Origin of the sequence: Bacteroides sp. D20 (assembly GCF_003436255.1) — a bacterium.
In the GTDB taxonomy this organism is placed as follows: Bacteria; Bacteroidota; Bacteroidia; order Bacteroidales; family Bacteroidaceae; genus Bacteroides; species Bacteroides uniformis.
Genome location: NZ_QSOO01000002.1, coordinates 238,750 through 262,296 on the forward strand (window position 1 = coordinate 238,750; position 23,547 = coordinate 262,296).

Here is a 23,547-nt window from a genome sequence, read left to right on the forward strand (position 1 = left end):
GTTGCTCATCCCCTTTTCCGCTTTCTGCGGAGACGGTGGTGGCGTTTCTGCTTGTACTTTCGTATCTTGGCATATACCAGCCAGATGAAGAGCAGACCGAAAACGGCGAAGATGAGCAGCACGATGCCTGTGTTGAGATTGTCACCTTTCACGCGGCTCCACATCTCGAGCACTAGTTCCGTGCGGTCGCCGAAGTCGCGTATCATGGCGCAGCGTTCCACTACTCGGCGGTCAGGATATTGTACCGGGTCTATCTGCAGGCTGTCGGCTCCGGGCAGGGGGCCGAAGAAGTAGCTGAGGTCGGAGTGCACGTCGAGCGTGGTATCGGTCTTGGCCTCCATGATTTCCGGTGTGGCTACGGCGCTGACGTAGCCGATGGCATCCATGTTGCGCAGTGCCACGGAAGGCTGGCAGAGGTAGTTGATGAAATAGCTTGCCGCCTTCACGTTGCGGGCGTAGCGGGGGATTACCCAGCCGTCGTACCAGATGTTGCTGCCTTCGCAGGGGACGGTGTAGTCCAGTTCCACACCCACGGCATCGGCCTCCTCGATGGCCCAGACGGCGTCGCCGCTCCAGGTGAAGTTAATCCACGCCTTGTTCTTGGTCATCATTTCCTTGCCGAAGTCGGCTTCCCAGCCGGCGATGTTGGGTTTCATCTCCTTGAGGCGTTGCTCGGCCAGGGCGATGGCCTGCGGGGAGTTGTCGTTCATCAGTTGCTCTACGGTGACGGTGCTGTCGGCCAGCTCCCGGGCGTGGGCGTAGATGATGGCGGTACCGTAGGCATCGCGGTAGCTGTCCTTCATCAGTATTTTGCCGCGGTTTTTGGAGTCCCAGAGGATGTCCCATGTGCCGGCCTCTTCGGCGGTAATAAACTTTTTGTTGAAGAGGATACCAGCGGTGCCCCACATGTAGGGCACGGCATAGTCCTCGGTCTGGCGTTCCGGTTGCGAGGTCTTGTTCAGCTCGTGGCGAATGTAGGGCGACACGTTGGGGATGTAGTCCGGCGTGTGGCCGAAGTTGCGATCGATGGGTAGCAGGAGGTCTTTGCGAAGCATGCGTTCGATGATGTACTCCGAGGGGCATACGACGTCGAAGTCCTCGTGCCCGCGCTCAATTTTGGTGAGCATGATTTCGTTGATATCGAACACCTGGTAGATGATACGGAGGTCTTCGCCCGTCTGCTGCTTGTACCAGTCGGGAAATTCGGCAAGCACATCTTCATCGATGTAGTCCGCCCAGTTGTATATCTTCAGTACACGGCTGCGCTCTTCTGTGGAGTTTCCACAAGAAGAGAGGGATGCGATACAGCACAGTAGAATCAGTATGTTTATTATCCTTTTCATCATCTTGTTCTTGACAATTGATAACTTATAACTCATCACTCACATCAATCGTTTTTCGTCCGTTCGGCCCGCTTGTTGATTACAATCAGCAGCACCAGCACCGTCACGAAGATGATGGTGGAGAGTGGCCGCAGTTCCGGCGTCAGTCCACCTTTGCGCGCATCGGCGTAGATGTAGGTGGAGAGCGTTTCCAGCCCCTGGTTGCCGATGGTGAAGATGGTCACGGCAAAGTCGTCGATGGAGAGCGTGAAAGCAAGGATGAATCCGCTTATCATACCCGGAAATATCTCCGGAAGAATAACCTTGCGCAGTGCTTGGAACGGTGTGGCGCCCAGGTCGAGTGCCGCCTCGTAGACATTCTGGTTCATCTTTTTGAGCCGGGGCATTACGCTGAGCACCACGTAGGGCGTGCAGAAAGTGATGTGTGCCAGTACCACTGTGGTGAATCCTTGCGATATGCCGAAGCTGACGAACAGCAGGAACAGCGACACACCGGTGATAATGTCTGCATTCATCATCGGGATGGCATTGGCGAAGTTCATTACCTGCCGTGTGCGCGAGCGCAGATTGAAGATGCCGATGGCTGCAATGCTGCCCAGCGCCGTACTGGCGGTGGCGGCAAGCAGGGCAATGGCGAATGTGTTCCAGATGGCATTTATCAGCGAGTGGTGCATCCCGCCCGTAAACAAGGAGCTGTACAGCTTGGTGGAGAATCCCGTCCAGTTGCCCAGCACCTTTGCCTCCGTGAAGGAGAATATCATAATAATTAAGATGGGCGAGTAGAGCAACGCCAGCAGCAGCCACAAGTAGCCGCGGGTTAAGATTCGTGTCATCATATCACACCTCCGCTTTCATTCGATGCCCCGTCCTCCTCGTTGGTAAAGAGGATGGTGATGCCTATCAGCAGCAGCATGATGAGCGAGAGGGCGGCACCGTAGTTCCACATTCCGTTGTAAATATTCTCTTGCACCGTGGTGCCGAACAGTTTGATGTTGTTCATTGTTAGCAACTCGGCAATGGCAAAGGTAGAAACCGTAGGCATAAACACCATCACTATGCCGCTCATCACTCCCGGCATGGAGAGCGGCAGAATCACCTTGCCGAATACGCGGGTAGGAGAGGCTCCCAAGTCCTGCGCAGCCTCAATCAGATTGTGGTCCATCTTCTGAAGAGTGTTGTAAATGGGGTATATCATGAACGGCAGGAAGTTGTAGACCATACCGAACACAAGGGCACCTTCGCCCAGCGGCAGGTTCAGGAAGTCGAACAGCGCCACTGTGGCAAGCGTACGTATCAAGATATTCACCCACATGGGGAGGATGAACAGCACCACCATGGTGCGTGAGGTGTTGAATTGCTTCTGGCTCAGGATATACGCTGCCGGATAGCCCAGCAGCAGGCAGACCAGCGTGGTGATAACGGCTATTCCGATGGAGTAGACAAACGTGTTCATCGCTTCGGGGTGCATCATGAACTTGCGGAAGTTGGCCAACGTAAACGCCCCTCCGTCGTCCGTAAAGGCATAGAGCACGATGAGCAGCAGCGGTACTATGACAAATACAAGCAGAAACAGCGCGTAGGGTACCGTCCAGTTGCGCCGGCGCATGAAGAAATGGGATAACTTATTGAGCACTTCCTTCCTTATTAAGAGATTGAACAATCCGTATATTTTGAGGGGCGATGGTGATACCTACGCGGTCGCCGTCGTCCCACACGTCGTTGGTGTCGACAAAGATGTCTTCGTCCCAGTCCGTAAACACGGTCAGGTGGTAATGGTTCCCTTTGTAGAGGATGAATTTCACTTCACCCGTCAGACGGCCGTCCTCTTCGTTGTCTTCGAGGATGACGTGCTGGAAGTCTACTTCCACTTGCACGGCGCTGCCCGGCTCGATGCCCTGCACGGGGAGGCACTCGAAGTTACAGCCCAGGAAGTCTACGTGCGTCTCGTCCACCAGCTTTCCCTCGAAGGTGTTGCAGGTGCGTTCCTTCTTCATCACGTGGATGTCGAAGGGTTTCACCAGCAGGCCGACTTCGCGTCCTGCCTCGAAGGCATGGTAGTCCTGCACCATCAGCTCGTAGCCTTCGCGCGTCTGCACCAGCATTTCGTAGTGTACGCCTTTAAAGATGCAGCTGGTTACGGTCCCCGTCAGCTGTGCGGCGTCGGATACATCGAAGATGTAGATGTCTTCGGGGCGAATCACTACGTCTACCTGCATCTGCTCGCCAAATCCCGTGTCCACGCATTCAAATTCGTGTCCGCAGAAGGTGACGGCTTTATCCTTTATCATAACTCCGTTCAAGATGTTGCTTTCACCAATGAAGTCTGCTACGAAGGAGTTGATGGGTTCGTTGTAGATGTCCGTCGGCACGCCTATTTGCTGGATGCGTCCTTCGCTCATCACGACGATGGTATCGCTCAAGGTCAGTGCCTCTTCCTGGTCGTGGGTCACATATACGAAGGTGATGCCCAGCTTCTGGTGCATCTCCTTTAGCTCCATCTGCATGTCCTTGCGCATTTTTAGGTCCAGGGCGGCAAGGGGTTCGTCCAGTAGCAGCACTTCGGGTTCGTTGACGATGGCTCGGGCAATGGCTACGCGCTGTTGCTGCCCGCCGGAGAGGGAGTCTACGTCGCGGTCCTCATAGTCCGTCATGCCCACCATGCGCAGGGCTTGCTTTACCTTCTTCTCGATGGTGGCACCGGGCAGCTTCTTCAGCTTCAGCCCGAAGGCAATGTTGTTGAACACGTTGAGGTGGGGGAAGAGGGCGTACTTCTGGAACACGGTGTTTACCGGACGCTTGTGCGGCGGTGTCTGTGTGATGTCCTTTCCGGCAATGGTTATCACTCCTTCCGAGGCTGTCTGAAAGCCTGCAATGAGGCGCAACAGAGTTGTCTTTCCGCAGCCGGACGGTCCCAGTATTGTTACAAACTCGCCCTTACGGACAGACAAATTCACATCATTCAGCACGGCCTTATCTCCGAAAAATTTCGATACGTGCTCCACACCGATGATGCAATCGGACTTTTGCATAAGCGTCTTTTACTTTATCCAAACGAATTAAACAAATCTCAGAAGAAAGCTGAAATAAAATCAAAACAGTTTCTCGGGCTTTCAAAAAGCGGGTGCAAAGTTACATAATTTATCGGGATTTTTCGCCTTACTCTAAAATTCATTATTCCTATGAAGTTAAAATAATAAGTAATACCTTTGTTGGCAGTATTGATATTAAAACTTAATAACATGATGGAAAAGAAGATTGTACTCATCACCGGAGCCTCCTCGGGAATAGGGGAAGGCTGCGCGCGTAAATTTGCCATGAACGGTTACCGGCTTATACTCAATGGCCGTAATGTGGAGAAACTGAATGCTGTAAAGAAAGAATTGTTGGAGAAATATGGAGCCGATGTGTATCTGCTTCCTTTCGATGTCCGCGACCGGCAGGCTGCCCATGCCGCCCTCGAATCCCTTCCGGAGGAATGGAAGGCGGTAGACATACTGGTGAACAATGCCGGACTCGTCATTGGGGTGGACAAGGAACATGAAGGTAACCTGGATGAATGGGACATTGTCATCGACACTAACGTGAAAGCCTTGCTTGCCATGACCCGCCTCGTGGTTCCCGGTATGGTGGAGCGAGGCCGTGGTCACGTTATCAATATGGGGTCCATTGCCGGAGATTACGCTTATCCGGGAGGCAGTGTGTACTGTGCCTGCAAGGCTGCCGTCAAGGCCCTTTCCGACGGACTCCGCATCGACCTGGTGGATACCCCGATACGCGTAACGAATATCAAGCCGGGGTTGGTGGAAACCAATTTCTCCGTCGTCCGTTTCCGTGGTAACCGGGAGGCGGCCGATAATGTATATAAAGGTATACGCCCGCTGACCGGCGACGATATAGCCGAAGTGGTCTATTTCGCCGCTGCCGTCCCCGAGCATATCCAGATTGCGGAAGTGCTGGTGATGCCTGCCAACCAAGCCACGGGGACAATTGTCAGCCGGAAATAGAATTTGTATAAGGATATGATAAAATGATACTATTTTATCTTCGGGGAAACGCCTACATTTGCGCACAGCTAAATGAATATAGAATCTAAACAAGAAAAGCATGAATTTCAAGAAACGAACAAATTTCCTCTTTGGAGTACTGCTGCTGACCGGCAGTTTGTTGGCTCAAAACGTATGTGTATCCACTCCGAAAACCTCTTTGGTGCTTTCGGCTCCTGAAGGCGGTACACTGAGACACTTGTATTATGGTAACAGACTTTCTGAAGCCGACTTGCAGAATATCTCTGCGGCAGAAGCGAACCATGCAGCCTATCCCGAATATGGATTGAATGCTCCCGTGGAGACGGCCCTCGCTGTGAAGCATGCCGACGGTAACATGACCCTCCAGCTCGAAGTATTGAACGTGACTACCGAAAAGGAAGGGAATGTCGTGACGACTGTCGTGGCACTGAAGGATAAGGTGTATCCCTTCTTCGTCAACGTCTGTTACCGTGCCTGGCAGGATGCCGACGTGATAGAATCCTGGACTGAAATCTCCCATCAGGAGAAGAAGTCGGTGGTGCTCAATCAGTTTGCTTCCGGCTATCTGCCCATCCGCCGTGGCGATGTATGGCTGTCCCATCTCTCCGGTTCCTGGGCCAATGAAGGGGTCTTGACGCAGGAACCTCTCACTCCGGGCATGAAGGTTATCAAGAATAAGGACGGTGTGCGCAATTCCCATACTGACCATGCCGAAGTGATGTTCTCCCTCGACGGTCGTCCGCAGGAGAACACGGGCAACGTGATTGGTGCAGCCCTCTGTTACAGCGGCAACTACAAGCTCCGCATTGAGACGCACGATGATGAATACCACCATTTCTTTGCCGGAATCAACGAAGAGAACTCTACTTATTCCTTGAAGAAGGACGAGCTTTTCCGCACTCCCGAACTTGCCCTGACTTATAGTAATGAAGGCTTGAGTGGCGGCAGCCGTAACTTCCATCGCTGGGCACGCCTGCACAAACTGGCGCACGGCACTACCCCCCGCAAGATTCTTTTGAATAGTTGGGAAGGCGTGTACTTTGACATCAACCAGCAAGGTATGGACCAAATGATGGCGGACATTGTCTCCATGGGTGGCGAGTTGTTCGTGATGGACGATGGCTGGTTTGGCGACAAGTATCCCCGTAAGAACGACAGCTCATCACTCGGCGACTGGGTGGTGGACAAGAACAAGCTTCCGAACGGCATTGAAGGCTTGCTGAGTGATGCCAAGAAACATGGCGTCAAGTTTGGCATCTGGATTGAGCCGGAGATGGCGAACACTACCAGCGAACTCTACGAGAAGCATCCCGACTGGGTACTTAAAGCTTCCGAACGTGACGTTGTGTTGGGACGCGGCGGCACGCAGGTAGTGCTTGACCTTGCCAATCCTGCCGTGCAGGACTTCGTTTTCGGTGTGGTAGACAACCTGATGACCTCTTATCCTGAAATAGATTACATCAAGTGGGACGCCAATATGTCTGTCCAGAACCACGGTTCGCAATATCTGACGAAGGATAATCAGAGCCACATGTACATCGAATTCCACCGCGGCTTCGAGAAAATCTGCCAGCGCATCCGTGCCAAATATCCCGACCTTACCATCCAGGCATGTGCCAGTGGCGGCGGTCGTGCCAACTACGGAGTGCTGCCTTACTTCGACGAGTTCTGGGTAAGCGACAATACCGATGCCCTGCAACGTGTCTATATGCAGTGGGGAACTTCCTATTTCTTCCCCGCCATCGCTATGGCATCGCATATCAGTGCTGCCCCCAATCATCAGACGTTCCGCACCATCCCTCTGAAATATCGGATAGACGTTGCCATGAGTGGTCGTTTGGGTATGGAAATCCAGCCCAAAAATATGACGGAAGAAGAAAAGGCTCTTTGCAAGAATGCCATTGCCGAGTACAAGACCATTCGTCCCGTAGTACAGTTGGGAGACATTTACCGCCTGCTCTCTCCTTATGACAAGCAAGGTGTGGCTTCTCTGATGTACGTGGCTCCGGAGAAGGACAAGGCAGTCTTCTATTGGTGGAAGACGGAACATTTCTGTAACCAGCACCTGCCGCGTGTGAAGATGGCAGGGCTCTGTGCCGACAAGCAATACCGGGTGCATGAACTGAACCGTATAGATAATGTTCCCTTGAACTACGAAGGAAAGAGTTTCAGTGGTGCCTACCTCATGGCAAACGGGCTGGAGATTCCCTACAACCATAAGGTGGACTATCACAAGCAGAACGACTATTCGAGCCGTGTGCTTTATCTGGAAGAGGTGAAGTGACATAAGCAAAGGTGAGGTTGGGCCGTGTAAAGGTGAACTTGAGCGGCGTAAAGGTGAGGTTTATGGGTACAGTTGGTACAGTGGGTACAGCGTCTCTTCTATCTCACACACGCATGTATATAAATAATGTACGCGTTATGAAGTAATGTACATAAGCGCATGTGTGTGAAGCAGAAGAGGCGCTGTACCCACTGTACCAATTGTACCACTGTTTGGATGTCCAACTTTTCTTTTCGTACCCTTTTGGGACTTTCAGGTAAGATGGAAACATAAAAAAAGTCCCACAATACATTGATATTGTAGGACTTTTTTCTTTTTGTCGCCTTCTGGCTTTGTTTCTATGTGAACCGCTTGGGGCTCGAACCCAAGACCCCAACATTAAAAGTGTTGTGCTCTACCTGCTGAGCTAGCGATTCAATCCTTCATTGCTGTTAAGCGGGTGCAAAGATAGATACTTTTTTGAAATTTGCAAAATAATATCATCTTTTTTCTTATCTTTGTCCCCATCAATCCTTGATATTAATCATTATCACTGAACATTAATCATTAAATACATGGCAACAGTAGACGATAAAAAGATTATCTTTTCTATGGTTGGGCTGAATAAAACCATTCAGCAGAACAACAAGCAGGTACTGAAGAACATTTACCTCTCGTTCTTCTACGGGGCAAAAATCGGTATCATCGGTCTGAACGGTTCGGGTAAATCGACCCTGCTGAAGATTATCGCCGGATTGGATAAGTCCTATCAGGGCGAAGTGGTGTTCTCGCCGGGATATTCTGTGGGGTATCTGGCCCAGGAACCGTACCTCGACCCCACCAAGACCGTAAAGGAAATTGTAATGGAAGGCGTGCAGCCCATTGTGGACGCGCTGGCAGAATACGAGGAAATCAATCAGAAGTTTGGCTTGCCCGAATATTATGAGGACCAGGACAAGATGGACAAGCTCTTCTCCCGCCAGGCCGAGTTGCAGGACATCATTGACGCGACCGATGCCTGGAACCTTGACAGCAAGCTGGAACGCGCCATGGACGCCCTCCGTTGTCCGCCCGAAGACCAGTCCGTAGAACATCTTTCCGGTGGTGAGCGCCGCCGTGTGGCCCTTTGCCGCCTATTGTTGCAGAAGCCCGACGTGCTTCTTCTTGACGAGCCCACCAACCACCTTGATGCCGAATCCATCGACTGGCTGGAACAACACTTGCAGCAGTACGAGGGTACGGTGATTGCCGTAACGCACGACCGTTACTTCCTCGACCACGTTGCCGGCTGGATTCTTGAGCTGGACCGTGGCGAAGGTATTCCCTGGAAAGGTAACTACTCCAGTTGGCTGGAACAGAAGACCAAGCGCATGGAGCAAGAGGAAAAGACCGCCAGCAAGCGCCGCAAGACGCTGGAACGCGAGCTGGAGTGGGTGCGCATGGCTCCCAAGGCCCGTCAGGCAAAGGGAAAGGCGCGTCTGAACTCCTACGACAAATTGCTGAACGAGGATGTGAAGGAGAAGGAAGAGAAGCTGGAAATCTTTATCCCGAACGGTCCCCGTCTGGGTAATAAGGTGATTGAAGCCAAGCATGTGGCAAAGGCGTTCGGTGACAAACTGTTGTTCGATGACCTCAACTTCATGCTTCCACCCAACGGTATCGTGGGTATCATCGGCCCTAACGGTGCCGGTAAGACTACGCTTTTCCGTCTTATCATGGGACTGGAAAAGGCAGACAAAGGCGAATTCGAGGTGGGGGAGACCGTAAAGGTTGCCTACGTGGACCAGCAGCACAAGGATATCGACCCCAACAAGAGCGTATATCAGGTCATTTCCGGCGGAAACGATCTGATTCGCATGGGAGGGCGCGACATTAATGCACGCGCCTATCTGTCCCGTTTTAACTTCTCCGGTGCCGACCAGGAAAAGCTCTGTGGGGTGCTTTCCGGTGGTGAACGCAACCGCTTGCATCTGGCGCTCTGCCTGAAGGAGGAAGGTAATGTGCTGTTGCTGGACGAGCCCACCAATGACATCGACGTGAATACGCTCCGTGCCCTCGAAGAAGGTTTGGAGGACTTTGCCGGATGTGCTGTGGTCATCAGTCACGACCGTTGGTTCCTTGACCGTATCTGTACGCATATCCTCGCTTTCGAAGGAGACTCCAATGTGTTCTTCTTTGAAGGTTCTTATTCAGAATATGAGGAAAATAAACAGAAACGTCTTGGGAAAGAAGAACCCACCCGTGTACGTTATAGAAAGCTCATGAATGATTGATTTCGGTGCGAATTTGAAAGTATATTCTTTTACTTGTTGACAATACGAAAGCCCTGCTGTAGAATGCAGGGCTTTTTTTGTTTAAAAATATCTCAAAAAAGCCTTTCTACCTTCAAAAAATGTAACATAAATATAACATTAATCTCGTTTTTATTAGTTATATTTGCGACTTAAAACATAAATTAATGTTTAATTAACACTATCTATTAACAAAAAACAGAATTATGAGAAAACATCTAATTCAATTCCTGTTGGTTGCAGTGTTGTCGGTATTTAGTGCCGCTGCATTTGCTCAGACTACAGTGAGAGGTCAGCTTGTTGATTCAGAAACAGGTGAACCGTTAGTGGGTGCCGCCGTCATGGTGGAAGGTACTACACAAGGATCGGTGACCGACATTGATGGCTATTTCAAGCAAAGCGTTGCTTCGAATGCGACATTACTATTCAAGTACGTGGGTTATAAAGACCAGAAGAAGAAGATTACGCAGAAGGGCGCTTCTGTGGATTTGGGTGCTATCCCAATGGAACCGGATGCTGTGATGCTGAAGGACGTAGTGATTACATCGTCTATTGCTGTGGCACGCAAGACTCCGGTTGCAGTATCTACTGTCGACCCCGTATTTATTGAAGATAAGATAGGTTCTCAGGAGTTACCGCAAATCTTGAAATCTACTCCGGGTGTTTATGCTTCTAATGAGGGAGGTGGCTTTGGTGATTCCAACATAAAGATTCGTGGTTTTAAGTCAGAATATGTGGCTATGATGATTAACGGTGTACCCATGAACGGAATGGAAAACCAGAAAGTATACATGAGTAACTGGGGTGGTTTGATTGATGTGGCCAGCAGTATTCAGGTACAACGTGGACTTGGTGCCAGCAAGGTGTCAACTCCTTCAGTAGGTGGCTCACAAAACATTATAACCAAGACTACTGATGCCAAGAAAGGCGGCTTCATCTCTTACGGCATGGGTAATGACGGCTACAGTAAAGTGATGTTCAGTGTCTCTTCCGGTCTGACAAAAGATGGTTGGGCCTTTACTTTATTGGGTGCCAGAGATAAACGCGACGGTTATATTCAAGGTACGGAATCCGAGGCCTACACTTGGTTCATGAGTATTGCAAAACGTATCAATGACAACCATCAACTTTCATTTACAGCTTTTGGAGCACCTCAGTGGCATAATCAGCGTAATATGGCAAATGGTTTGAATATCAAGGAGTATCAGCGTGTAAAACAATGGATGGGTGAGGAAAGTCCCTATCGTTACAACTCTACTTTCGGTTATCGCAATGGACAAGTGATGAACTCTTCACGTAACGAATACCATAAGCCCCAGATGTCTCTTAATCATTTGTGGCAAATCAACCATAAGTCAAGCCTCAGTACAGCAGCTTATATGTCTATCGGTACTGGTGCGGGCTATAGTGGTACGGGGGTAACGGGGTACACCAGCTCTTGGTACGGTACGGCCAGTGATGGTACGGTGAACACTCAGTTCCGTTGTCCTGATGGTACTTTTGATTATGATGCTGTGGATAAGCTTAATGCAGATAACTATACTAATCCGGTGAATGTGAGTGGAATGCCCGGTTATAAAGGTTCGCTGATGATTATGAACAAAGCCTCGAACGACCATTTCTGGACAGGATTGATTTCTACTTATACCACTAAGTTTGGTGATTACTTTGATTTCTATGGTGGTATTGACTTCCGCTATTATAAAGGTTTGCACAAGAATGTCATTACCGATCTTTTTGGAGGGCAGTATTATGTAGACTCTTATAACCGTAAGAGTGTATTGGCTGAGAATAGTGTGAATGGTGGAGTCACCTCCTGGGTAAACCAGAAGTTGGGAGTAGGAGATGTGATTCGTCGTGACTACGACGGTTTTGTGATGTACGAAGGTGGTTTTGCCCAATTGGAGTATAATAAAGATAAAGTGAGTGCATTTGTTTCAGGTGGTCTTACAAATACCAGTTATTGGCGTAAAGACCGTTTTTATTATAGTGGTGACAAACAGCTGTCTTCGAAGAAGCATTATTTGGGAGGCAATGTGAAAGCTGGTTTGAATTACAACCTTGATGATTACAATAACGTATTCTTCAATACCGGATTTATCAGCCGTGCTCCTATTTTTGATAATACCTTCATCAATTCTCAGAGTTCACATGAGCGTAATCCCGATGCTAAGAATGAGAAAGTTTACTCTTTCGAATTAGGTTATGGATATCGTAGCCAGTATTTTTCAGCCAATGTAAACGCCTATTATACTATGTGGAAAGACAAGGCTTTATATGATACCGGATCCTATGAAGACGTAAACGGGGCTTCCCAGCGTTGGACAATGAACATGACCGGTGCGCAGGCTAACCACATGGGTATAGAGCTTGACTTTATTGCCAAGCCTTTCCGCTGGATGGAAGTTAACGGTATGTTCTCTTGGGGAGACTGGCGCTGGAATGGGACAGCGAAAGGCTTCATGATGAATACTGAAGGCCAGATTATGGCGAATAGCCGTGGTGAAGTGGTGACAGATATGAGTAATGTAGATCAGTACAAGTATACCATTGAAATGGATAATGTACAGGTGGGCGGTTCTGCTCAGACTACAGCTGCTTTGGGAGTGACATTCCGCCCAATGAAAGGCTTGCGTCTTAATGCAGACTGGAACTTCTTTGCACGCAATTATGCCGATTATGACATTGATGCGAGCCAAGCCACTCAAAAAGAGGCTTACGTGGTGGAAAAACCTTGGGAGATTCCTTCATGGAGCACATTTGATGTAAGTGCAGGATATACCTTTGACTTCGGTAAGATTCGTGCTACACTGAGCGGCAATGTGAACAACTTGTTCAACCAAGAGTACATAGCCGATGCACGCGATGGAAGTAACCATGACTGGGAGACGGCCACACGTGTTATCTATGGTTGGGGACGTACTTATACTGTAAGATTGAAGTTGAATTTCTAAGCGAACATATTTATGAAAAAACATATATTATTAGGAACCGCACTGGCTTCGCTGTTTGCACTTGGGGCCTGCGATTATAACGAGGATAATTTCCCCGGATTTGATGAAAAAGAAACCATCACGGATGTCAGTACCGATACCCTCGTATTGGCTGATGCCCATTATGGCAAAATAGCTTCTATGCCGAAGAACCAAGGGATAGCTCTCGCCAAGGATCCCGAGGGGCAGACTTATCTTACGGCATTGAACCAGCTGGGTAAAACCAAGATGTTTACTGATATGGTAGCTCCTGAAGATTATCTGCCTGCATTTGTCGATTCGCTCTACGCATATCTGTCAGATGGTTCCAAGGTGCTGGTGCAGTACAATATCGGCAAGGAGCAACCTGAATATCTCTCGAAGATAAACGAAGCTCAGACTTTCGATCTTACTTCTGACAATTACGCTACAGTATGGGGGGAAAGCATGGTAGTGAAATATCTCACCCCTTCTACGTTGAAGAAGCTTCCTGCTTTGTTGAAGGAAGGTATCAAGAACCCGAAGACGGGAGATGTGTGCCAAGTGAATTACGCTTGGTCGGAGACCGAGCCCAGTACAGGCGGCGGTGCAGTGAAAATGGTATACCAGAAAGTAACTTCTATTGATGCCGAAGGAGGTAATTATGTCATTGTGGCTCCGACGAAGGACAATACTTGGATTCCTTTCGGTCAGTTCAAAGACCCGGATAAGACGTATGGTTATATGGAGGGTGAACCGGTAGAGATTGCGGATGGTTTCATCACCAGCGATGTGTCCAATCATATCATGACACTTACTCCTACGGAAAAAGGTTTCACTATGCAACGTCCGGATGGCAAGTTCATTTATCAGAGTGGTACGTTTAACAGTTTCAACATCGGTACTTCCATACCCGAGGGTGGGGATTGGAGCTTTGCTTACAACTATGACCGTAAGGCATTTGATGTAAAAAATGTGGAAAAGGACAAAATCATCAAGCTGAATTTCTATGAAAAAGGAAACTCTTATTCATACGGTTCTTATCCGAATGCTACGTTGGGCATTTATATGAATGAGTCGTTCAATGGAAACGAGGGCGGTTTCACTACTCAAAATGTGAAACTTACCGGCACGTTAACTAATGTATGGAAGGTGGATGGTAAATATGGTTGGAAGGGTAGTGCTCATGTAGGAGATAGCGATTTTGAATCGGAAGCATGGGTGGTTTCTCCTATTATAGATTTAGCAAAAGCGAAGGCTCCTCTTCTTAAGGTAGATATTGCCATTAATTTCTTGAATGGTAACAATCGTGCTGATTTTATTGAATTGCTGGCTTCGGAAGATTATGTGGATGATGTGGCTACTGCTGAATGGAAGGCTCTGAATGTACCTCAATGGCCGGAAGGCAAGAATTGGAATTATGTAAATTCCGGTGATATTGACCTGAGTGCTTACGAGGGCAAGAAGATAGCCATTGCTTTCCGTTATAAGAGTACTACAGAGTGTGCGCCTACTGTAGAGTTTAAGAATATGTCACTTACAAGTACCGTATCAGGGTATTATGAGGGTGTGGATATTTATAAGGAGATTCCTGAATCAGAAGCTGAAATGCCTGCTCGTGCCGTTACCCGTGCATCAGACGTGAAGCCAAATGCTTCTGCTCTCTACCAGTATGACGGTTCGGCTTGGACTGCCTACGAAGAAAGCGCAAGTATCGGTATCCGTGTGATGCAACCTGCCGATTATGTTTCTACCGGTTCGGACTATTTGAGCGATGCTGATGCCGTATTGCCCGTTTATCTGAAGAATGCATTCCCTTACGCACAGAGCGGGGATGTCAAGGCAGTAGTTTATTTCGGAAATAAGGAGTATGATGTGATGGCCGATGAATATGGCTTCGATGGCACTGCATGGGTGAAGAAGAATACCGAAACGGAAACTGCTGAAATGGCATTCCTGAAGACTGACGGCAAATGGATGGAAGCAAAAGAGTATTATAGCAATGACTTTGCTGGTGAACTTCATAACGATGCCCAGATTGTAAATGTGAAGCTTGATGGCATGAATTATGTATGGAGTGCAGGTGCAGGTTATACCCGTATCAAGGCAAGCGGTTATTATCAGCGTAACCGCGATACGGAGGCATGGCTTGTAACCGGTGAGGTAGATCTTACCGAAGCTATTGCCCCACAGATGGTATTCACTGCTTCGGCAGACTATTTGTATGGAGGCAAAATTGAGAACGCAGTGTCTGTACATGTGTCCGAAAATTATATCCCTGCGGCTTCTACTGCTACTGAGGAAGAGAAGATTGCAGCATTGCAGGGAGCGGCTTGGAGTGATCCGTTGTCGTTCGAGTGGCCTACAAGCTCTAAAGAGATCGAAATGCGTACTTCCATGGCCGACTATGTGGGCAAGAAAGTATATGTGGCATTCCGTTATGCAAGTAATACTGATCCTGGATTTGCTCCTACATTCTACATGAGTAACTTTGTGGTGAAGGAATAATTCCTGAGGTTGTGCAATAGACAATGTGGTAATGGACTTTACTGTCCATTACCACATTTGCATTCTTAGTATCGTAAAATCAAATTTAGAAACATAGATGAAAAAACTGTCTTACTTATTTCTTTTGCTGGTCGGAATTTGGCTGGCTGGATGTGATGATTCTTCAGAGGCTTCGCTCATTCCCGAGATAATACCTACCGAGCAGGGTTCGGATACTTACGTGATGAAGGGCTATGAGTCGAGCGACAATGGTTTCAACGTGTATAAGCCCAAGGCTATCGGCACCCCTTTCTATATCCAGTCCAAAGCTTTTACCGGGCGTAATTACGCATTTGCTCCTGTTAATAGTGAGTCGCTGGAAGGGCTTACTGTTGTTCCGTCTGCCGATGCTTTCAGCGAAAGCGTTGAGGTGAAACCCTCTACGTGCTATTGGGTGCGTTTCAACCGCTACAATCATTATCAGATGGGCAAGCTCCGCGTGGCCTATATTCACGGTAATGAAGTGGGCATAGAGTATGTGGCTTCTGAGGATATAGATGTGAAAAATGCCAATATTGCTGATAACAATAAAGCAGACAATCTTGAAATCCCAGCTCTCAATGCAACCAATCAATATATTGAATACTATGCAGGCGTGTCTGATGAGGAAGGTGCCGGGCAGGTACTCAATTTCTCTTTGGAATACATCGCTTCCAAGAAGCATTCGGCTTGGGTGGCATTCAGTTTCGACCCGATTACTGCGCAAGACAACGTGAAGCGTGCCAACGAGTGGAATCAAGACGACCCCAATATTGACAACAGCGTGGAGGTGACTGAATCCATGCATAAGAGCGATGGGTACGACAAGGGGCATCTTTGTGCCAGCGAAGACCGTGTGTACAGTAAAAGTGCCAATAAGCAGACCTTCTACTACAGTAATATCTCGCCACAGATAGGGAGTTTCAATCAAAAGTATTGGGCGGCTCTTGAGAAGCAGGTGCAGACTTGGGGACGTTCCACCATCAATGGCACATACGACAAACTTTATGTCGTGAAAGGTGGTACTACTGACCGTTTGCTTACCAATTTCACAGGTGTGAAGAAAGCCAATGACGGGCTTTATCCCACCACCAATGCCGACGGGCTGACACTTGGCGGACTCATTTGCCCCAGCTATTATTACATGGCTCTGTTGAGCGAGAAGGCAGGGGTTTATCATACTATCGCTTTTTTAGTCCCTCATTCTGAATTATTGCCAGAAAAACCTGGAAAAGATGAATTTATGGTTTATGCCGTTTCTATTAAAAATTTGGAGTACGAAACCGGTATCGACTTCTTCTGTAACCTGCCTAATGAGATAGAGAAGACTGTAGAAGCTACTTATAGTGCTGACGATTGGGCTTGGTAAAAGCTTCAGAAACTATAAGGAGAGTCTCCCCTTTTAGTATGACGGGCATGTCATGATTTAGGTAGCTTTCTTAAAAGCTGTTTTCGTTTTGATGGAAACTGACTTCTTATCCGTATCTTTGCATATTGATTAAAAAAAGAGATATTCATGGAACTTTCGGATATACTTCATAATTTGAAGATACAAGAACTTACTCCGATGCAGGAGGCTGCTAAGGAAGCCTATCAATCAGCCCAAGATTTAGTGCTTCTTTCGCCTACCGGTTCGGGTAAGACACTGGCTTTCCTCCTTCCGCTGGTACAGACCTTGAAAGCGGATATACAAAGTGTGCAGGCTCTTGTACTAGTACCTTCACGCGAATTGGCTTTGCAGATAGAAACTGTGTTCAAGTCCATGGGAACTCCTTTCAAGGCTATGAGCTGCTATGGCGGACGCCCTGCTATGGAAGAACACCGGACAATGAAAGGCATTCATCCCGCCGTCATTATCGGTACTCCGGGACGTATGAGCGACCATTTGAGGAAAGAGAATTTCAATGCCGCCACTGTCGTCACTCTGGTGATAGATGAATTCGACAAGTGTCTTGAGTTCGGTTTCCATGACGAGATGGCAGAGGTTATCGGGCAGCTTCCCTCACTGAAAAAGCGTGTGCTTCTCTCGGCCACCGATGCAGAGGAAATACCGCAATTTGCCGGAGTAGGAGGTGATTCCCCGTCTTCCGGCTCCCGGCTCATGAAGCTTGATTTTCTTGCTCCGGAAGCCCTTGCTCCGCGTCTGCGGCTGCATAAGGTCGTTTCTCCGGAGAAGGACAAGCTGGAGACCCTCTATAATCTGCTTTGTACTCTCGGCTATCATTCCACTCTGGTATTCTGCAATTATCGTGAAAGCGTGGAGCGTGTTGCCGGGTACCTGCAAGCCAGGAAGTTCCCTTGCGACATGTTCCATGGCGGTATGGAGCAGCCCGACCGCGAACGTGCGCTTTACAAGTTCCGCAATGGCAGTTGCGCCGTACTGATATCTACAGACCTTGCCGCCCGCGGACTGGATATTCCGGGTATTGAGAATGTGGTGCATTACCATCCTCCCGTAAACGAGGAAGCCTATACACACCGTAATGGACGTACTGCCCGCTGGGAGGCATCGGGAAATGCATATCTTGTTCTGCATGTCGAGGAGCGGGTACCCGAGTACATTTCTGAAGACATCGAAACGTACGAGTTTCCGGAGACGCTTCCCAAACCGGCCAAGCCCCGATGGGCTACCTTATATATAGGTAAAGGGAAAAAGGATAAGTTGAACAAGATAGATATTGTCGGCTTCTTGTATAAAAAAGGAGGAATGGCGCGTGAAGATGTCGGGCAGGTGGATGTAAAGGAACACTATGCCTTTGTAGCCGTGCGCCGCAGTAAAATGAAACAATTGTTGACGCTGGTACGCGGTGAAAAAATCAAGGGAATGAAAACTGTTATCGAGGAAGCAAAGTGATTTATCTTATAAATATTCATTTTATTTGCGCTTATTCTTTTGAATATGAAGTAATGAAACCGCCTTGCTTTTAGTTTCTCTAAAAGTATTATCCTTGATAAGTAAAGATAACAAAATGGTGCATATATCTTGTATAAACCATTAAAAAGTAAGCTAAATGCGGCTTAAAAATAGAATTTCATCAGGAAAGGTTTGTTTTGAAGAAATATTTCCGTAATTTCGCAAAGTCGAAAGACATTAATGAACGAAATTGTATAACCAAAACAAACTTCAAATGAAAAAGCATAATTTCAATGCAGGACCTTCTATCCTTCCTCGTGAGGTGATTGAGAATACGGCACAGGCTATTCTTGATTTCAATGCCTCAGGCCTCTCACTGATGGAAATCAGCCACCGTGCCAAAGACTTCCAACCCGTTGTGGACGAAGCTGTGGCATTATTCAAAGAATTGCTCAATATCCCCGAAGGATATTCGGTACTGTTCTTGGGCGGTGGTGCCAGTTTGGAATTCTGCATGGTACCCTTCAACTTCCTTGAAAAGAAAGCTGCTTACCTGAATACGGGTGTATGGGCCAAGAAAGCCATGAAAGAAGCTAAGGCATTCGGTGAAGTAGTTGAAGTCGCTTCTTCCGCTGAATCTACTTATACCTATATTCCGAAGGACTATACAGTGCCTGCTGATGCAGACTATTTCCACATCACTACCAACAATACAATCTACGGTACGGAACTGAAAGAGGATTTGGACGTAAACGTTCCGATGGTGGCCGATATGTCTTCTGATATTTTCTCCCGTCCTATCGACGTGTCCAAATATATCTGTATCTATGGTGGTGCGCAGAAGAATCTGGCTCCTTCCGGTGTTACATTCGTCATCGTGAAGAATGACGCTCTGGGTAAGGTATCCCGCTATATTCCGACCATGCTGAACTATCAGACGCATGTGGACAGCGGCTCTATGTTCAATACTCCTCCCGTTGTCCCCATCTATGCAGCCCTGCAGACATTGCGCTGGATTAAGGCAGAGGGTGGCGTGAAGGAAATGGAACGCCGTGCCATCGAAAAGGCCGATATGCTGTATGCCGAAATTGACCGTAACAAAATGTTTGTAGGTACGGCTGCCAAAGAAGACCGTTCACGCATGAACATCTGCTTTGTGATGGCTCCCGAATACAAGGAATTGGAAGCTGACTTCTTGAAGTTCGCTACCGAAAGAGGTATGGTAGGTATCAAGGGACACCGTTCTGTAGGTGGATTCCGTGCATCCTGCTATAATGCCATGCCGAAGGAAAGCGTGCAGGCTTTGATTGACTGCATGCAGGAATTTGAGAAACTTCATTAATAATATTGTTTTTCACCACAGATTACGCAGATTTGCACAGATTGTTTTTATGATTAAACTCTGTGATAATCTGTGTCATCTGTGGTGAGTCTTTTTAATATCATGAAATTATGAAAGTATTAGTTGCAACAGACAAACCGTTTGCCAAAGTGGCAGTAGACGGTATTCGTAAAGAAATAGAAGCAGCAGGTTACGAACTCGTGCTGCTGGAGAAATATGGTGAAAAAGCCAAGCTGCTGGAGGCTGTGAAAGATGCAAACGCTATCATTATCCGCAGTGACATCATTGATGCTGAAGTGCTAGATGCCGCCAAGGAACTGAAGATTGTGGTGCGTGCCGGTGCCGGTTATGACAATGTGGACCTGGAAGCAGCTACTGCCCACAACGTATGTGTAATGAATACTCCGGGACAGAACTCCAATGCTGTGGCCGAGTTGGCTTTCGGCTTGATGGTGATGGCTGTCCGTAATATGTATAACGGTACTTCCGGTACGGAACTGATGGGCAAGAAACTGGGTATCCACGCTTATGGTAACGTGGGTCGCAACGTAGCCCGTATTGCCAAAGGTTTCGGTATGAAGATTTATGCGTTCGATGCTTTCTGTCCGAAAGAAGTAATCGAGAAGGATGGAGTGAAGGCTGTGGATTCTGCCGAAGAACTTTACTCTGCTTGCGACGTCGTTTCCCTGCATATCCCTGCAACTGCCGAAACGAAGAATTCCATCAATTATGCATTGGTGAACAAAATGCCGAAAGGTGGCCTGCTGGTGAACACAGCCCGTAAGGAAGTCATCAATGAAGCCGAGCTTATCCAGCTGATGGAAGAGCGTACCGACCTGAAATACATGACAGACATTATGCCTGCAGCCCACGAAACGTTTGCAGCCAAGTTTGCCGGACGTTATTTCTCTACACCGAAAAAGATGGGGGCCCAGACTGCCGAAGCCAATATCAACGCAGGTATTGCCGCTGCCAAGCAGATTGTAGGCTTCCTGAAAGACGGTTGCGAGAAGTTCCGCGTAAACAGAAAATGAGATGAATAGTAAGACTACCTATAAATGTTCAGTTCTTTATTTAGCAATAGGTGCTGGTATATTTTCATTAAGTAGTATATTCAGAAATGAATTGTCAGATTTCGCCCTCGGCTTTTGCGAGGGCGTATCTATTGTACTGATATTAGGTAGTGCAATTTATCTGGTAAGATATTTCGTGAAAAAGAAACCTCAATAATCCATATAAAACACTCTCTTATGGCTATAATTAAACCCTTTAAGGGGATTCGTCCCCCTCAGGATTTGGTGGAACAAGTAGCGTCCCGTCCTTACGACGTATTGAATTCTGCAGAAGCACGTGCAGAAGCGGAAGGTAATGAGAAGTCCTTATATCATATTATCAAGCCGGAAATAGATTTTCCCGTCGGTACGGATGAACATGACGAACGTGTTTATCGGAAAGCTGCAGAGAACTTTCGTATGTTCCAAGAGAAAGGCTGGCTGGTGCAAGATGATAAAGAAAACTATTACGTCTATGCCCAGACCATGAACGGCAAGACACAGTACGGTCTTGTTGTTGGTGCCTATGTTCCCGATTATATGAACGGTGTTATCAAGAAGCACGAGTTGACTCGTCGTGACAAAGAAGAGGACCGTATGAAACATGTTCGGGTGAACAATGCCAATATTGAACCCGTGTTCTTTGCCTATCCCGATAATGCTGCGCTGGATGCCATCATTTCCCGTTATACAGCCGGGAAACCGGTATACGACTTTATCGCTCCGGGTGACGGTTTTGGTCATACCTTCTGGATTATAGACAAGCAGGAGGACATTGATGCCATTACCCAAGAGTTTGCCCAAATGCCCGCCCTCTACATTGCCGATGGGCATCATCGCAGCGCCGCTGCCGCTTTGGTGGGTGCAGAGAAAGCCAAGCAAAACCCCAATCACCGTGGTGACGAAGAGTACAATTACTTCATGGCCGTGTGCTTCCCTGCCAACCAGTTGACTATTATTGACTATAACCGGGTGGTGAAGGACTTGAACGGCATGACTCCCGAAGAGTTCCTGGCCGCTGTGGGCAAGAATTTCATCGTGGAGGAGAAAGGTGAGGACATCTATAAGCCGTCCGGACTGCATAACTTCTCCCTCTATCTGGACGGAAAGTGGTACAGCCTTACTGCCAAACCGGGTACTTATAATGATAACGACCCCATTGGTGTACTGGATGTAACCATCTCCTCCAATCTGATACTGGATGAAGTGCTTGGCATCAAAGACCTCCGTTCCGACAAGCGTATCGACTTTGTAGGTGGCATCCGTGGTTTGGAAGAGTTGAAGAAGCGGGTGGACAGCGGTGAGATGAAAGTGGCATTGGCCCTCTATCCCGTTTCCATGAAGCAGCTGATGGACATCGCCGATACGGGCAACATCATGCCTCCCAAGACAACTTGGTTTGAGCCGAAGTTGCGTTCGGGGTTGGTGATTCATAAACTGGACTAAATGAATTGATATAAACTGAAACGGGGATGTCTTCCACTAAAAGACATCCCCGTTTTTTTCGGATTAAAACAGAATAATAAGGTTATTATGTAGAAAATGCCGACCTTTGCCGAAAAATTGAGAGTATACAATGAAGGTATTGATTCTTAACGGTAGTCCCCGCCGTCATGGCAACATGTCGAAAATGTTGGAGCTGATGAAGCAGGAACTTGAAGGCTGCGGAGTTGGAACAGTTTATATAGACGTTCCACAGTTGCAGGTACATCCCTGCATCGGTTGCATGAAGTGTCGCAGTTCATTGAAGTGTTGTCTGCCCGAGGATGGGGCACAGAGAGTGTTGCAGTCTATGAAAGAAGCCGATGCAGTGATAATCGGTGCCCCTTGCTATTGGGGAAACATGCCGGGAGAAGTGAAAGTGCTTTTCGACCGTATGGTTTACGGTATGATGGGGGAGAACTCTTGGGGGATACCCCTTCCGCTTCATAAGGGCAAGAAAGCGATTGTGGTAAGCACTTGTACTACCCCTTATCCTTTCAATATTCTCTATAATCAGACGCACGGTGTGGTGAAAGCTTTCAGGGAGATTCTGAAATGGAGTGGTTTCAAGATTGTGAAAACCATTGAGAGGGGAGGTACTAAGAAGCATCCTGAGCTGACGGAAAAGGATATGCGGAACTGCAAGAAAGCAGTGCACAAATTATTGTAAAGTATTGAAAAAGTCAATATGGGTAGAAAAGAAGAATATAAATTGCAGAACGAACAGTTTCTGGAACAGTTGCGTACGGCAGAAGGAATCAAGGAATTGCCTTGCGGCATACTTTATCGGGTATTGGAGGAAGGCAGAGACGGTCTGACACCACGTCTCAACAGTGTAGTATCTGTGCATTATAAAGGCACGCTTATCAATGGGCGTGAGTTCGATAATTCGTGGAAACGGAATTGTCCGGAGGCTTTTCGTCTGAATGAAGTGATTGAGGGCTGGCAGATTGCCTTGCTACGAATGCATCCCGGAAGTCGTTGGATTGTATATATCCCTTACACCATGGGATACGGTACACGTACCAGTGGACCCATTCCGGCGTATTCCACACTGATATTTGAAGTGGAATTACTAAATATCTCGTGACACTGCTGAACAATTTGCTTTTTTATCTTGTTCTCATATAAGAATTTAGAAAAACTCAATAGGTATGAATATAGATAAGAAAGCAGGGCATATTGACCCGAAAGTAGCATTGTCCCAGGCAGAACATGAAAAGGGAACAGTACCCGGACAACAGATTGGCCTTTACGGTAATGCAGACAAGAGAGATGTTCGTCAGGTCGTAAAGATTCTGAATCCTGACAAAAACAGTATGGAGAGCAGAGGTTAACCCTCTGCTTTTTTTATTACATGCCTCTTTCTTCGTCGAGTCCAGATGATTTGTTGGAGGGTTTTGTATCTTTGTACCCGG

At 47.8% G+C, this 23,547-nt stretch carries 17 protein-coding genes and 1 tRNA gene; 13 read left to right on the top strand and 5 right to left on the bottom strand.

Annotated features, from left to right (window positions below; translation table 11 throughout):
* Nucleotides 1–5: 5 nt before the first annotated feature.
* From DXD78_RS02860 to potA, 4 genes are read right to left on the bottom strand one after another with little or no spacing between them, the layout of a single operon-like run.
* Nucleotides 6–1,343: an ABC transporter substrate-binding protein gene (locus DXD78_RS02860; protein WP_193712459.1), complete on the bottom strand. Its 1,338-nt coding sequence runs from the start codon at nt 1,341–1,343 to the stop codon at nt 6–8.
* 44 nt (nt 1,344–1,387) lie between these two features.
* Nucleotides 1,388–2,179 (bottom strand): ABC transporter permease, encoded by a 792-nt coding sequence (locus DXD78_RS02865; RefSeq protein WP_008663130.1) that lies wholly within the window; start codon nt 2,177–2,179, stop codon nt 1,388–1,390.
* Nucleotides 2,176–2,949 (bottom strand): ABC transporter permease, encoded by a 774-nt coding sequence (locus DXD78_RS02870; protein ID WP_005828083.1) that lies wholly within the window; start codon nt 2,947–2,949, stop codon nt 2,176–2,178. The genes DXD78_RS02865 and DXD78_RS02870 overlap by 4 nt, the downstream gene beginning before the upstream one ends.
* Before the next feature lie 16 nt (nt 2,950–2,965).
* Nucleotides 2,966–4,372 (bottom strand): polyamine ABC transporter ATP-binding protein, encoded by a 1,407-nt coding sequence (gene potA, locus DXD78_RS02875; protein ID WP_005828085.1) that lies wholly within the window; start codon nt 4,370–4,372, stop codon nt 2,966–2,968.
* Nucleotides 4,373–4,585: 213 nt separating this feature from the next.
* Between potA and DXD78_RS02880 the strand changes: the two genes are divergently transcribed.
* Together DXD78_RS02880 and DXD78_RS02885 are read left to right on the top strand one after the other, a co-directional pair.
* Entirely contained in the window at nt 4,586–5,347 is a 762-nt protein-coding gene (locus DXD78_RS02880) for an SDR family oxidoreductase (protein ID WP_034525612.1), read from the top strand.
* Nucleotides 5,348–5,447: 100 nt separating this feature from the next.
* Nucleotides 5,448–7,652 (top strand): alpha-galactosidase, encoded by a 2,205-nt coding sequence (locus tag DXD78_RS02885; protein WP_117652481.1) that lies wholly within the window; start codon nt 5,448–5,450, stop codon nt 7,650–7,652.
* A 343-nt stretch (nt 7,653–7,995) separates the two neighbouring features.
* On the opposite strand, the gene DXD78_RS02890 is transcribed toward DXD78_RS02885, so the two are convergent.
* A tRNA-Lys gene (locus tag DXD78_RS02890) sits at nt 7,996–8,068 on the bottom strand.
* 138 nt (nt 8,069–8,206) lie between these two features.
* Here DXD78_RS02890 and ettA point away from each other — a divergent pair.
* The 11 genes from ettA to DXD78_RS02950 all read left to right on the top strand — a co-directional run bounded on the left by ettA (nt 8,207) and on the right by DXD78_RS02950 (nt 23,466).
* Nucleotides 8,207–9,904: an energy-dependent translational throttle protein EttA gene (ettA, locus tag DXD78_RS02895; protein WP_005828098.1), complete on the top strand. Its 1,698-nt coding sequence runs from the start codon at nt 8,207–8,209 to the stop codon at nt 9,902–9,904.
* 224 nt (nt 9,905–10,128) lie between these two features.
* Nucleotides 10,129–12,876, top strand: coding sequence for a TonB-dependent receptor (locus DXD78_RS02900; RefSeq protein ID WP_005828100.1), 2,748 nt, complete (start codon nt 10,129–10,131; stop codon nt 12,874–12,876).
* Nucleotides 12,877–12,888: 12 nt separating this feature from the next.
* On the top strand, nt 12,889–15,381 hold the full coding sequence (locus tag DXD78_RS02905) for a choice-of-anchor J domain-containing protein (RefSeq protein ID WP_034528708.1): 2,493 nt from the start codon (nt 12,889–12,891) through the stop codon (nt 15,379–15,381).
* A 97-nt stretch (nt 15,382–15,478) separates the two neighbouring features.
* Nucleotides 15,479–16,768 carry a DNA/RNA non-specific endonuclease gene (locus tag DXD78_RS02910; RefSeq protein ID WP_005828102.1) on the top strand — a complete coding sequence of 430 codons (1,290 nt, stop codon included), beginning with the start codon at nt 15,479–15,481 and terminating at the stop codon, nt 16,766–16,768.
* A 147-nt stretch (nt 16,769–16,915) separates the two neighbouring features.
* The gene (locus tag DXD78_RS02915; protein WP_009036884.1) at nt 16,916–18,253 is read left to right on the top strand and encodes a DEAD/DEAH box helicase; all 1,338 of its coding nucleotides are present in this window, start codon (nt 16,916–16,918) and stop codon (nt 18,251–18,253) included.
* Nucleotides 18,254–18,527: 274 nt separating this feature from the next.
* Nucleotides 18,528–19,595: a 3-phosphoserine/phosphohydroxythreonine transaminase gene (gene serC, locus DXD78_RS02920; RefSeq protein ID WP_009036885.1), complete on the top strand. Its 1,068-nt coding sequence runs from the start codon at nt 18,528–18,530 to the stop codon at nt 19,593–19,595.
* Between the two features lie 110 nt (nt 19,596–19,705).
* Nucleotides 19,706–20,629 carry an NAD(P)-dependent oxidoreductase gene (locus tag DXD78_RS02925; RefSeq protein ID WP_009036886.1) on the top strand — a complete coding sequence of 308 codons (924 nt, stop codon included), beginning with the start codon at nt 19,706–19,708 and terminating at the stop codon, nt 20,627–20,629.
* A 216-nt stretch (nt 20,630–20,845) separates the two neighbouring features.
* Complete coding sequence (locus tag DXD78_RS02935; protein WP_009036888.1) at nt 20,846–22,093, top strand: DUF1015 domain-containing protein; 1,248 nt, start codon at nt 20,846–20,848, stop codon at nt 22,091–22,093.
* Nucleotides 22,094–22,223: 130 nt separating this feature from the next.
* Entirely contained in the window at nt 22,224–22,799 is a 576-nt protein-coding gene (locus tag DXD78_RS02940) for a flavodoxin family protein (RefSeq protein ID WP_009036889.1), read from the top strand.
* Nucleotides 22,800–22,817: 18 nt separating this feature from the next.
* Complete coding sequence (locus DXD78_RS02945; protein ID WP_005836316.1) at nt 22,818–23,219, top strand: FKBP-type peptidyl-prolyl cis-trans isomerase; 402 nt, start codon at nt 22,818–22,820, stop codon at nt 23,217–23,219.
* A gap of 64 nt (nt 23,220–23,283) precedes the next feature.
* Nucleotides 23,284–23,466: a hypothetical protein gene (locus DXD78_RS02950; RefSeq protein WP_005828120.1), complete on the top strand. Its 183-nt coding sequence runs from the start codon at nt 23,284–23,286 to the stop codon at nt 23,464–23,466.
* The last annotated feature ends 81 nt before the right edge of the window (nt 23,467–23,547 follow it).

Bases quoted from the DNA above. Each gene is read 5' to 3' on its own strand.
- DXD78_RS02915 (WP_009036884.1), top strand. From the start codon at position 16,916: ATGGAACTTTCGGATATACTTCATAATTTGAAGATACAAGAACTTACT.
- potA (WP_005828085.1), bottom strand. From the start codon at position 4,372: ATGCAAAAGTCCGATTGCATCATCGGTGTGGAGCACGTATCGAAATTT.
- DXD78_RS02870 (WP_005828083.1), bottom strand. From the start codon at position 2,949: ATGCGCCGGCGCAACTGGACGGTACCCTACGCGCTGTTTCTGCTTGTA.
- DXD78_RS02860 (WP_193712459.1), bottom strand. From the start codon at position 1,343: ATGAAAAGGATAATAAACATACTGATTCTACTGTGCTGTATCGCATCC.
- DXD78_RS02940 (WP_009036889.1), top strand. From the start codon at position 22,224: ATGAAGGTATTGATTCTTAACGGTAGTCCCCGCCGTCATGGCAACATG.
- DXD78_RS02865 (WP_008663130.1), bottom strand. From the start codon at position 2,179: ATGATGACACGAATCTTAACCCGCGGCTACTTGTGGCTGCTGCTGGCG.
- DXD78_RS02885 (WP_117652481.1), top strand. From the start codon at position 5,448: ATGAATTTCAAGAAACGAACAAATTTCCTCTTTGGAGTACTGCTGCTG.
- DXD78_RS02950 (WP_005828120.1), top strand. From the start codon at position 23,284: ATGAATATAGATAAGAAAGCAGGGCATATTGACCCGAAAGTAGCATTG.
- DXD78_RS02935 (WP_009036888.1), top strand. From the start codon at position 20,846: ATGGCTATAATTAAACCCTTTAAGGGGATTCGTCCCCCTCAGGATTTG.
- serC (WP_009036885.1), top strand. From the start codon at position 18,528: ATGAAAAAGCATAATTTCAATGCAGGACCTTCTATCCTTCCTCGTGAG.
- DXD78_RS02880 (WP_034525612.1), top strand. From the start codon at position 4,586: ATGGAAAAGAAGATTGTACTCATCACCGGAGCCTCCTCGGGAATAGGG.
- DXD78_RS02900 (WP_005828100.1), top strand. From the start codon at position 10,129: ATGAGAAAACATCTAATTCAATTCCTGTTGGTTGCAGTGTTGTCGGTA.
- DXD78_RS02905 (WP_034528708.1), top strand. From the start codon at position 12,889: ATGAAAAAACATATATTATTAGGAACCGCACTGGCTTCGCTGTTTGCA.
- DXD78_RS02945 (WP_005836316.1), top strand. From the start codon at position 22,818: ATGGGTAGAAAAGAAGAATATAAATTGCAGAACGAACAGTTTCTGGAA.
- DXD78_RS02910 (WP_005828102.1), top strand. From the start codon at position 15,479: ATGAAAAAACTGTCTTACTTATTTCTTTTGCTGGTCGGAATTTGGCTG.
- ettA (WP_005828098.1), top strand. From the start codon at position 8,207: ATGGCAACAGTAGACGATAAAAAGATTATCTTTTCTATGGTTGGGCTG.
- DXD78_RS02925 (WP_009036886.1), top strand. From the start codon at position 19,706: ATGAAAGTATTAGTTGCAACAGACAAACCGTTTGCCAAAGTGGCAGTA.